This is a genomic window from Rhodovulum euryhalinum (assembly GCF_004342445.1).
Classification (GTDB): Bacteria; Pseudomonadota; Alphaproteobacteria; order Rhodobacterales; family Rhodobacteraceae; genus Rhodovulum; species Rhodovulum euryhalinum.
The window spans coordinates 1-10,735 of the sequence record NZ_SLWW01000029.1; the positions used below are offsets into that span (position 1 = coordinate 1).

A 10,735-nucleotide genomic window follows, 5' to 3' on the forward strand; every position below is an offset into this window, starting at 1 on the left:
CAATGCCCTCGGCACCGCCGAGATCGTCCGCGTGGCCTGAACCGGAAGGGGCAAGGGGAAGTCATGCCTCAAGCCACCTTTATGCAACAACGCCTTCCGATCGCCGTGGTCCTGTAAAACAAGGCCGTTAACCATGAGTCGCACAAGACCGCGGACACGCGCCCCCTACCTCCTCCCCCGCTTGCCCCCGCGCTGCCCCGCCCGCCCCGCCGTCGACCGCCCCTTGGCCCCCACGGCGGCCTCCACCGCCTCGTCCACGGCCGATTGCCGGGCCAGCGGGTCGTCCGAAATCGCCAGGTCCACCGCCTCCAACCGCTTGATTTCGTCGCGCAATCTGGCGGCTTCCTCGAATTCCAGGTTCTCGGCGGCCTTGCGCATCGCAGACCTCAGCCCGTCCAGATGCGCCTCCAGGTTGGCGCCGTGCAGGGGCTTGTCCACCTTCGCCGTCACGCGGTTCATGTCCACGTCGCCCTTGTAGAGCCCGGCCAGGATGTCCTCGACATTCTTCTTCACCGTCTCTGGCGTGATCCCGTGCAACGTATTGTAAGCAATCTGCTTTTCCCGCCGCCGGTCGGTCTCGCGCATCGCGCGTTCCATGCTGCCGGTGATCCGGTCGGCATACATGATGACCCGTCCCTCGGAATTGCGCGCCGCCCGCCCGATGGTCTGGATCAGCGAGGTTTCCGACCGCAGGAACCCCTCCTTGTCGGCATCCAGAATGGCCACCAGCCCACATTCCGGGATGTCCAGCCCCTCCCTCAGCAGGTTGATCCCCACCAGCACGTCAAACGCCCCCAGCCGCAAATCGCGCAGGATTTCAATGCGTTCGATCGTGTCGATGTCGCTGTGCATGTAGCGCACGCGGATGCCATGTTCGTGCAGGTACTCGGTCAGGTCCTCGGCCATCCGCTTGGTCAGCGTGGTGACCAGCGTGCGGAACCCGCGGGCGGCCACCTTGCGCACCTCGTCCAGCAGGTCGTCGACCTGCATCTCGACCGGGCGGATCTCGATCTGCGGATCCAGCAGGCCGGTCGGCCGGATCACCTGTTCGGTGAAGACGCCCCCGGTCTGTTCCATCTCCCACGGGCCCGGCGTGGCCGAGACGAAGATGGATTGCGGCCGCATGGCGTCCCATTCCTCGAACTTGAGGGGGCGGTTGTCCGTGCAGGACGGCAGGCGGAACCCGTGCTCGGCCAGGGTGAACTTGCGCCGGAAGTCGCCCCGGTACATGCCGCCGATCTGCGGCACGGTAACGTGGGATTCATCGGCAAAGACAATGGCGCTGTCGGGAATGAACTCGAACAGCGTGGGTGGCGGCTCGCCCGGCGCACGCCCCGTCAGATAGCGGGAATAGTTCTCGATCCCGTTGCAGACGCCGGTGGCCTCCAGCATCTCGAGGTCGAAATTCGTGCGCTGTTCCAGCCGCTGCGCCTCCAGCAGCTTGCCCTCAAGTACGAACTGGTCCAGCCGCTGGCGCAACTCCTTGCGGATCGCCTGGATCGCCTGCTGCAGCGTCGGCTTGGGCGTCACGTAGTGCGAATTGGCGTAGACCCGGATGCGGTCGAACGTGCCGGTCTTCTGCCCGGTCAGCGGGTCGAACTCGGTGATGCTTTCCAGCTCTTCCCCGAAGAACGACATCCGCCAGGCCCGGTCCTCCAGGTGCGCGGGCCACAGTTCCAGCACATCGCCCCGCACCCGGAACGACCCGCGCTGGAACGCCTGGTCGTTGCGCCGGTATTGCTGGGCCACCAGATCGGCGATCACCTTGCGCTGGTCATAGTCGGTGCCAACGATCAGATCCTGGGTCATCGCGCCATAGGTCTCGACCGAGCCGATGCCGTAGATGCAGGACACGGACGCCACGATGATCACGTCGTCGCGTTCCAGAAGCGCGCGGGTGGCCGAGTGGCGCATCCGGTCGATCTGCTCGTTGATCTGGGATTCCTTCTCGATATAGGTGTCGCTGCGCGGCACGTAGGCCTCGGGCTGGTAGTAGTCGTAGTAGCTGACGAAATACTCGACCGCGTTGTCGGGAAAGAAGCCCTTGAATTCGCCGTACAATTGCGCGGCCAGCGTCTTGTTCGGGGCAAGGATGATGGCCGGGCGCTGGGTTTCCTCGATCACCTTGGCCATGGTAAAGGTCTTGCCGGTGCCGGTCGCGCCCAGCAGCACCTGGTCGCGTTCCCCCTGCCGGACGCCCCCGGCGAGGTCGGCGATGGCCGTGGGTTGGTCGCCGGCGGGCTGGAAATCGGTGCGCAGCACAAAGCGCTTGCCGCCCTCCAGCTTTTCGCGCGGACGGACCGGCGCGGCGGGGGCGTCCAGGGCATGGGGTTCGGTCGAATAGGGCATGGGGGCGATTCCTCGGAAGGGTGTCCCAGACTTGTCCCCGCATGCGCGACGTTCAAGGGGCGCGGCAGGTTGTATCCTGCGGTATGCCGCCCCTTGCAGGCCCCGGCCCGAACCCCCATAACAGGCAAGACAGGATCTGGGGAGGACGTCACGCCATGCGCGCCCGCATCTATCAGCCCGCAAAGACCGCGATGCAGTCGGGGCAGGCCAAGACCCATAACTGGGTTCTGGACTTCGCACCCGCAACCCCGCGCGAGATCGACCCGCTGATGGGCTGGACCAGTTCCGCCGACACCCAGACGCAGGTGCGGCTGACCTTCGACAACCGCGCGGCGGCAGAGGATTATGCCCGCCGCCACGGCATCGACGCGGTGGTGATCCGTCCCAAGACACGCAAGCCGAACGTGCGGCCGATGGGCTATGCCGAGAATTTCGCTACACACCGCCGCGGCGTCTGGACCCACTGAAAGCTGTAAATCGGGACAAAGCTGTCTCGGAATCGGACCAAAGATCCCGCGAAGACCAGCCGAGATCAACATACGGGGGTGCCTTGTGGGTGGCTCTTGCAGATGTTGAGTCCTTGGCTTGGGAGTCTGCAGGATAGCGATCAGTGGCTCCGCGCCGGCACAGAGAAAGGCAAGGCGCGGTGGGCCAAGCTCTCAACGGGCGAGCCTCAGTGAAAGCTCGCCTGAAACGTGGTCGCGGTCAGTGAAACGTGGGCATCAAGTGGCGGGTGCAGATCGAACGCCTTCGGCTTGTGTGAGAAATTCCACAGCCGGAATAGGCGCCATTCCGACCGATGCTCCTCGGCCACGGCCAGCTCATTGCGGGTGATGTGGAAGGGCGTGCGCTCCCATCCATTCGCCGCCTTCACCTCGATCAGCCTGGGTAGCCCATCCGGGGAGAAACTCGCGATGTCGTAGCCCGCTCCGTCGCCATCCTCCTCCGATACTGGCGCCGCGGTCTATCTTCCGTCACACGCCCGCGCCTGTTCCCGCATCACTGCGTAGTCCGCTAGAATCTCCGCGACCGCCGACCCCTCCGGCAGCAGGGCCAGCTCCTCTGCCGCGCGCGCCTGGAACTCCCGGCTATACTCGACCGCGGGCGGATATGCCCCGAGGCTCACAACATCAGAAGCGCCCATTGTGCAGCCGCTCAGCCAGATCGTCGCGAGAACGAGGGCGGCGCGCCGCCGCCTCGAGCATCCGCCGTTGCGCGTCATGGGCTTTCTCCATGGTCTCGATCTGCTCGGCCAGCTACTATCAGCCCTTGGAGGCGCGCATCGCGGGGATGGAGGCACCGCGTGCTCGACGATCTGCGCGCGGAACTTGCCGTCTACCATGCCTGCGACGGGATCGTGAACTTCGAGATGTTCGTGCTGCAGAATCCCTGACGGGCGACGCGACCCCATTTCCCGACGATCGGCAGGTTCAGCCCGCCGATGGAGACATGACGATGGACTATTCAACGGATTACGAGACCCACGCCGCGGCGATTGCGGAGCTCTTTAGGGCGGCCTTTACCGCCTCCGAGGGGGCGGAGGAAGGCGCACTGATCGGCGCCCTCGCGTGCCGCCTGATCGCCAAGACGCCCACCGAGGATCTGCGCGTCGTCACTGCCTGGGAGGACGGTGCGCTCGTCGGCGGCATCTTTTTCACGCGCCTGACCTACGCGGGCGATCCGCGTACGGTCTTCATGATGGCGCCCGTGGCGGTCGCCACGCCGCATCAGGGCAAGGGCATCGGCCAGCGTCTGATCGCCCGCGGTCTCGACGCGCTCCGACAGGAGGGCGTGGAGATCGCCGTGACCTATGGCGACCCGGCCTTCTACGGTCGCGTGGGCTTCGAGCCTGTCACGGAGGCCGACCTGCCCGCGCCGCAACCGCTTAACCAGCCGCAGGGCTGGATCGCCCAGTCCCTGACAGAGGCGCCGCTGACACCGCTGCGCGGCCCCGCCCGCTGCGTCGCCGCCTTCGACGACCCCGCGCTCTGGTAGGCCGATGGTCCGCGACTATTCCGCCTTCCTGCCGGGCGCCACACCCGGGCGCCGCGAGCCCACGGCGCTGGAACGACTCGGCTGGGGCCCGGCCTTCGCGCGGCAGATCGGCGCCGATGCGCTGACCGCAACGCCGCCGGTGCGCGTGGTCGCCATTCATCGCAGCGGGTTGCAGGTGGCGGGCGACGGGATCGACGAGACGATCCCTCCGGGGCCCGAAGCGACTGTCGGCGACTGGCTGCTCTACGATCACGCGCGCCCCCGGTCGAGCCGCGTGCTGGACCGCAAGAGCCTCATCAAGCGCCGAGCGCCGGGCACAGGCCGCGAGGTGCAGCTGATCGCGGCGAACATCGACACGGTCTTCGTCGTCACCTCCTGCAACGCGGATTTCAACGTGGCGCGGCTGGAGCGCTACGTCGCGCTGGCCTTCGAGGCTGGCATCGAGCCGGTGATCGTGCTGACCAAGGCGGATCTCGCCGAAGACACCGCGCCCTATGTCGAAGAGGCACGGAAGGTATCGGACCGGGTGCCGGTGGTGGCGCTTGACGCCCGTGGCGACGAACCGGCGGAGGCGCTGGCGGAGTGGTGCAAGCCGGGACGGACCGTCGCCTTCCTCGGCTCCTCCGGCGTCGGCAAGTCGACCCTCACCAACGCGCTCCTCGGCGCGCAGGCCATTGCCACCCAGGGCATCCGCGAGGACGACGCGAAGGGCCGCCACACCACGACCCGGCGCGAGCTGCACGCGACCCCCGGCGGCTGCCTCGTCCTCGACACGCCGGGCATGCGCGAATTGCAGCTGACCGATGCCGCCGCGGGCATCGCCGATGTCTTCGAGGATATCGAGGCGTTAGCCGCCCGCTGCCGCTTCACCGACTGCCGGCACGAGACCGAGCCCGGCTGCGCCGTCCTGGCCGCCATCGAAGACGGCAGCGCCGACCCCGCCCGACTTGCCCGCTGGCGCAAGCTCCAGGCCGAGGATGCCTTCAACTCCGCCACCCTGGCAGAGCGCCGTGAAAAGGACCGCGCCTTCGGCAAGCTGGTGCGCAGCGCGACGAAGGCGAGGTCGGATCGCGGGGCCTGACCAACCGAGCCGTTGCATTTCAGTCTTGACCCGGGTCAGCCACCATCACCGCTACGCGCCATTCGGTCAGCGCACCCTGCGACTGCGCCTCTCGTGTGTTGTGGCTCCGGTCCCCTCGAAGGCGATGGACACAAGGCCCGAAGTTTTGGCGGGGTTCAAACTCACGTCATTGGAAAGGCGAGGAAAAATTCGAGCGAACCGAAATTGACGAGGTTCGCCCGAACAGAGACGGAGGACCGTTCAGAGCCCGGAACGGGCCTCGCGTGTAGTCTCCGAGGTTCGCATGGGGGCGGCAAAGCCCTTTGAAAACACGACTATTTCCGCGCTGCTAGGGACGGCTGTCCGTGTTCGCAACAGGGATGGTGGCGGAGGGAACGGAGCGCCTGAAAACTCTGCTCGAAGTAGCGACCGGGATCTATTCTGAAATCGGGGAATCCAAGGAGGTTCTGTTCAACACCCGTGCCTACGCTTGCTTACGCTGCTTTCAAAACAAAGGGTGATCAAACGGATACAACCAAGAGCATTTTGTCCGCGGTTGCCGGCTCAAGGCCTTGGAGAAAGGTCTGCGCGCCGAACGTTATCCGGAGAAGTCCTCCTTGAAACGATCAATCTGATGCATCCGTTCGTGCAGGATCGTGACGATGCCGATATCGCCATTCGACAGGTGCCTCCAATATACGAAATGCCGCTCGTAGCGGAAGAAATACCCTTCCACCCCAAACTCGGCTGGCACGGCACGCGAATGCACACCGCGCGTTTCGATCTGCTCGAACGCGGCGAACAAGCTGGTGATGTAGGTCTCGGCCTGCGCCTCGCCCCACGTGTGACGCGTGTATCGGTAGATCTCGTCGAGACGAACCGAAGCCGCCTCCTGGACCCGGATCGCCATGCGATCAGGTCCGGTTCCGGGCGATCACCTCGGCGGCCGTCAGAGGCTTGTAGCTTTCCTCGGGCGCGGCGAAGGCACGGTTCAACTCGGCCTTCAGCCGGTCGAAGGCTTCACGCTCGACGCGCTCCTTGTCGCGGCGGATCAGATCACGGATGTATTCGCTGACGTTCTCGTAGGCGCCGTCCTCGCCGACATTGGTCGCGACGAACTCGCTGAGCGCGCCGCTGACGCGCACGGTCATGGTGGTGGTCCGAGGCATGGCGCTCTCCCTACGTCGTGCGTGTTCAAGATAATCAATATCGAACACGAAACAAGGGCCCGCTCGTTGCGCCGCCTATCTGTCGCCGTCTTCCAGAACCAGGCGATCTGCCATTGTCAGCAGCAGAACCAGCACGACGTCCGAGTGTCGCGCGAGCGACACCAGGTGCTCGCCGCTCGGTCCGCGCTCGCCCGCGAACCAGTATTCCACCGTCCGCTCGCTGGCCCCCGTCCATCGCATGGCGGACTTGATCGCCCGGTGGGTCGATCCGAGCTCCGTGTGCAACGCCATCGCCACGGCCGCGCGATAATCGCCCGGAACGTCCTCTGGGTGCACAACTGTGCCCATCTTCACCCGCATCTTCATGTGTTTCTCCGCTAAATGTCTGGAGAGACATGAAAACCGCAGAATCCGTCTGTGCCCGTGGCGGGCCGGCCTGCAAGGCTGCGGCGGGCATTCGCCATTCCGAAGGTGAGGAATATGAACGGCAGAACCGGAACGTCGGCGCATGGACGCATAAGAGGGCCAATGCGACTGGCCGCCCGCCGAGGCACAGCGCGGCACCCGCAACGGGCTTGCCGAGGCTTGGCGGGACGCCGTCGTCACCGCTTCCGCAAGGCGAGGGAAACCTAATCGTTTCCAGAGAGGGTTGGGCCGGATGGCCGACACGACGCCCCGGGTCCCGGCGATGTTCGCGTCGGAAAAAGGGGATCGTCCGGTTTTTTTGCGGCGCTTCGCGATCCGGATAGGGGATTCGCAAATCGGATTGCACGCACGGCGCGAGATCGTATCGCTTCAGGTACACAACCATAAATCCGTCGCCCGCTGCGCGACGGCCATCAAGGAGCACGTCTGACATGAAGAAACTCTGTGCGACGTTGGCGTCAGCCAGTCTCTGCCTGTCGCTTTCGACTCCCGTCCGCGCCAGCGACGACAGTGACAAGGCGGCCGCGGCGGCGCTGGCCCTTCTCGGGATCGCCGCGCTGGCGCATCACAAGGACCATTACCGCGACGGCTATCAGCCCAGCGGCGCCGAGGAAACGGCCCAGTTCGAGATGGGTTATCGCGATGGCCTGCACAACGAGCCCTACGCCAGCAACTACCCCACGTCGGCCTATATGAATGGCTATGACGCCGGTCATAGGGAACGCTCCCACAGCCTCGCGCACAGGTCCAGCAATGTGGCGGGCGTAAAGGTGCCTCAGGCCGCGATGAATTCCTGCTTCAATGATGCCGTGAAGGGTGTCTTCCAGACGAGCCCTGGAAACGTCCACGTCATCAAGGCTGCCCAGGAAGGGGCGGACAACTTCTATATTGAACTCGCACACGGCCACAAGCACGTGGTCTGCACGGTCAATTCGGCCGGGCAGATCTTCAATACCGAGTACCGGCGGCTTTGATCGCGGTTCTGGCGGGTTTCGTTCCCTCGACCCGCCAGACCGGGACCGAGCGCTTGCGCTCGCCGCGCGCCCGGTCGGCCGACCGGCCGGGCGCGAATATCCCTGTCAGGAGCGCCGACATGACACGCCTCGCCGTCCTTCCGCTCCTCTTCGCTCTCCTGTTTTCCGCAGCGTCGAGTGCACAGGTGCTCGAGTCCCGCACCTATGGCGTCCGGTTCGCGCCCGGTCAGTCCGCCATGACCCTTTCGAACGAGATCGCGGGGGCCGAGACGGTGGTCTATCGCCTGACCACCCGCTCCGGGCAGACCATGAAGGCGTCCCTGACCGGGGCGAGCGCGTCGATGTATTTCGTCGTCTACGGGCCCGGACAGATGCCGGGCGGCCGGTCGATCGCATCGAGCGACCGGACCGGTGCCTTCGTGCCGTCCCGAAACCGCTTCGAGGGCAGGCTCCAGGCCAGCGGCGACCACCGGATCGAGGTGCGCCTGACCCCGCAGGCCGCCGCGCGGGGCGAACGCGCGGTCTTCAGCCTGGCCGTGTCCGTCACCGATGGCGCCCCCCGTCCGCCCGAGGCCGCCCCGCCGGGCGTCGCGCCGGGTTTTGCCGCGCCCTATGTCCGGGTGACCGGCCTGAAGTCCGGCGACAGCCTGAACGTGCGCGGCGGTCCCTCGACCGGGTTCGCGGTGCGCTACACGCTGCGGAACGGCGAGATCGTGCGCAACCTCGGCTGCACGCCCGAGGTCGGCGGCGCGATCTGGTGCCGGGTCCACAGGATATCCGACCCCGGCAACCAGGGCTGGGCGTCGGCGCGCTATCTCACGCCCTCGAAGGCCCCGGGCGGCGGGGCGACCCAGCTTCCCGGAGCGGTGCCCGATCCCGGGGGCGGCGCGACGCAACTGCCCGGCGACGCGCTGGTCCCGGCCACGGGCTACAACGCCACGGGGGTCCTGGCCTGCACGATCTCGGGGCGGGCGAACGATTGCCGGTTCGGCGTCGTCCGGCGTGGTGGCGGGACGGCGAGCGTGGACATCACGATGCCCGACGGGACGTTGCGCCGGATCGAGTTCTCGGTCGGGCGCCCGGTCTCGTCGAACTCGCGGGCCGGCATCTTCGGCGAATGGGCCGGTCGCGACGTGATCGTCTCGATCGGCACGACCGAACGCTACGTGGTCACCGACGCGATGCTGTTCGGCGGATGAAGGTCTTGAAGGACGCGCTGGGGCGCAAGGAGGAAAGCATGATGAATCGTATCGTCACCCTGCCGATCGGGTCGCTGGCGCTGGCGCTGGCGCTGGTCGTCGGCGCGGGGTCCCCGACGCCTGCCACGGCCCAGTCCGACATGCGCACCGAAGAGGTGCGCTTCGCGGCTGGCACCACCGGCACGACGCTGCGCGGGTCGATCAAGGGCTACGAGTCCGTGGTCTACAGGATCGGCGCCGAGGCGGGACAGCGCATGGAAATCCGGATGCGCACCGACAACGGGGCCAGCTACTTCAACGTCTACGAACCCGGCCGCGGGCCGGGGGACGAGGCGCTCGCGAACGCCGAACAGACCGGGCCGATGGTTCCCGATCTGAACGTGTTCGACGGGGTTCTGCCCACATCGGGCGTGTATTCCGTCTCGGTCTACCTGTATCGGAATGCCGCGCGCCGGGACGAGACGGCGAACTACAGCCTCGACATCTCGATCACCGGCCAGACGGGCGAAGTCGTCCAGGGCGATTTCGCCGACGGGCTGCAGGGCGGCCCGGACTTCTGGGAGGTGCGCCTCGGCGATCCCGTCGGCAGTCTCAACGTGCGCAACGGACCCTCCACCGGCGCGGCCACCATCGGCCGCTTTCCCAACACCGCGATCCTGCGCAACCTCGGCTGCCGCATGAACGAGGGCCGCCGCTGGTGCAAGATCGAGGCGACCGCGCCGGGGGGCATCACCGGCTGGGTCGCGGGCGAGTTCCTGGCCGAGAGCGGCGGTGCAGGCGTGGCGACGCAGTTGCCCGAAACACCCCCGGCGCCCGCGGCCGACACCGACGCGCTGGTGCCCGGCACGCCCTATCACGCCACCGGAACGATCGCCTGCGTGCGCGGCGCCGACGCGGCCCTGCAGGACTGCGCCTTCGGCGTCGTGCGCGAAAGCCCCGGCAGCGGCAACGGGTCGGTCACCGTGGAGTGGCCCGAGGGCGGCGCGCGGGTGATCTACTTCGAGGCGGGAACGCCGGTGTCCTTTGACCAATCCCAGGCGGATCAGGGGCTGGAGATGACGGTCACGCGCACCGAGAACGGCATCAACATCGTCTTCATCGGCGAAGAACGGTTCGAGATCCCCGACTCGGTGATCTGGGGCGGCTGAGGCGAAGGAGGCGCCGGCCGGTGAGCTGGCGAAGTTCAAGCCGACGATGAACGCGAAGGGCACGAGCGGGACGTTTTCGCCCTCGCCGCTGCTCTACTAACACCTCTCGCGCTATTTCGCGGCCGATATCGGCGTGCCGGTCGCGGTCTGGCGCAGCATGGACCGGCAGATGCACCTGACCGAGGTCGCCCGTCCCGGTGTCGCCATTTCCGGGCACAGCCATTCCTCGGACATGAACCGCGAGGGCTGGCACGTGCTGGTAGCGGCCGACCAGGACCCGGCCACCTACACGCCCACGGACGAGCTGTTCACCACCGATCGACTCTGATGATGTGACCGCCCCCCGACGGCATCAATGTGCCAAGGTGGGTCTGCGACGATCCACAAAGGAGGGCGGTCATGTCGGAGATTATCA

Annotated in this window: 12 protein-coding genes and 1 pseudogene; 8 read left to right on the plus strand and 5 right to left on the minus strand. The window is 66.5% G+C overall.

Annotated elements, in window-relative coordinates; genetic code table 11:
• Nucleotides 1-165: 165 nt before the first annotated feature.
• Nucleotides 166-2,349 carry an excinuclease ABC subunit UvrB gene (gene uvrB, locus EV655_RS18210; protein ID WP_132546777.1) on the minus strand — a complete coding sequence of 728 codons (2,184 nt, stop codon included), beginning with the start codon at nt 2,347-2,349 and terminating at the stop codon, nt 166-168.
• A gap of 155 nt (nt 2,350-2,504) precedes the next feature.
• Between uvrB and EV655_RS18215 the strand changes: the two genes are divergently transcribed.
• On the plus strand, nt 2,505-2,816 hold the full coding sequence (locus EV655_RS18215; RefSeq protein WP_132546778.1) for an ETC complex I subunit: 312 nt from the start codon (nt 2,505-2,507) through the stop codon (nt 2,814-2,816).
• Nucleotides 2,817-3,022: 206 nt separating this feature from the next.
• Here the strand turns inward: EV655_RS18215 and EV655_RS18220 are convergent.
• Nucleotides 3,023-3,301, minus strand: a pseudogene (locus EV655_RS18220) (protein NO VEIN domain-containing protein); the annotation flags it as partial.
• A gap of 503 nt (nt 3,302-3,804) precedes the next feature.
• Here EV655_RS18220 and EV655_RS18230 point away from each other — a divergent pair.
• Nucleotides 3,805-4,344, plus strand: a complete 540-nt coding sequence (locus EV655_RS18230) for a GNAT family N-acetyltransferase (protein ID WP_132546779.1) — start codon at nt 3,805-3,807, stop codon at nt 4,342-4,344.
• Between the two features lie 4 nt (nt 4,345-4,348).
• Nucleotides 4,349-5,425 carry a ribosome small subunit-dependent GTPase A gene (gene rsgA, locus EV655_RS18235; RefSeq protein WP_132546780.1) on the plus strand — a complete coding sequence of 359 codons (1,077 nt, stop codon included), beginning with the start codon at nt 4,349-4,351 and terminating at the stop codon, nt 5,423-5,425.
• A 577-nt stretch (nt 5,426-6,002) separates the two neighbouring features.
• On the opposite strand, the gene EV655_RS18240 is transcribed toward rsgA, so the two are convergent.
• From EV655_RS18240 to EV655_RS18250, 3 genes are all read right to left on the minus strand, one after another.
• Nucleotides 6,003-6,314 (minus strand): type II toxin-antitoxin system RelE/ParE family toxin, encoded by a 312-nt coding sequence (locus EV655_RS18240; protein WP_132546781.1) that lies wholly within the window; start codon nt 6,312-6,314, stop codon nt 6,003-6,005.
• Between the two features lie 4 nt (nt 6,315-6,318).
• Complete coding sequence (locus tag EV655_RS18245; RefSeq protein ID WP_132546782.1) at nt 6,319-6,573, minus strand: ribbon-helix-helix domain-containing protein; 255 nt, start codon at nt 6,571-6,573, stop codon at nt 6,319-6,321.
• 75 nt (nt 6,574-6,648) lie between these two features.
• Entirely contained in the window at nt 6,649-6,939 is a 291-nt protein-coding gene (locus EV655_RS18250; RefSeq protein WP_132546783.1) for an XRE family transcriptional regulator, read from the minus strand.
• Between the two features lie 292 nt (nt 6,940-7,231).
• Here EV655_RS18250 and EV655_RS18255 point away from each other — a divergent pair, with 292 nt between their 5' ends.
• The 5 genes from EV655_RS18255 (at nt 7,232) to EV655_RS18275 (ending at nt 10,648) form a co-directional block, all read left to right on the plus strand.
• Complete coding sequence (locus EV655_RS18255) at nt 7,232-7,429, plus strand: hypothetical protein (RefSeq protein WP_132546784.1); 198 nt, start codon at nt 7,232-7,234, stop codon at nt 7,427-7,429.
• A 1-nt stretch (nt 7,430) separates the two neighbouring features.
• Nucleotides 7,431-7,973, plus strand: a complete 543-nt coding sequence (locus EV655_RS18260) for a hypothetical protein (protein ID WP_132546785.1) — start codon at nt 7,431-7,433, stop codon at nt 7,971-7,973.
• Between the two features lie 119 nt (nt 7,974-8,092).
• Nucleotides 8,093-9,172, plus strand: coding sequence for an SH3 domain-containing protein (locus tag EV655_RS18265; RefSeq protein WP_132546786.1), 1,080 nt, complete (start codon nt 8,093-8,095; stop codon nt 9,170-9,172).
• Complete coding sequence (locus EV655_RS18270; protein ID WP_132546787.1) at nt 9,169-10,320, plus strand: SH3 domain-containing protein; 1,152 nt, start codon at nt 9,169-9,171, stop codon at nt 10,318-10,320. Before EV655_RS18265 ends, EV655_RS18270 begins: the two co-directional genes overlap by 4 nt.
• Nucleotides 10,321-10,453: 133 nt before the next feature.
• Complete coding sequence (locus tag EV655_RS18275; RefSeq protein ID WP_132546788.1) at nt 10,454-10,648, plus strand: hypothetical protein; 195 nt, start codon at nt 10,454-10,456, stop codon at nt 10,646-10,648.
• Nucleotides 10,649-10,735 lie beyond the last annotated feature (87 nt).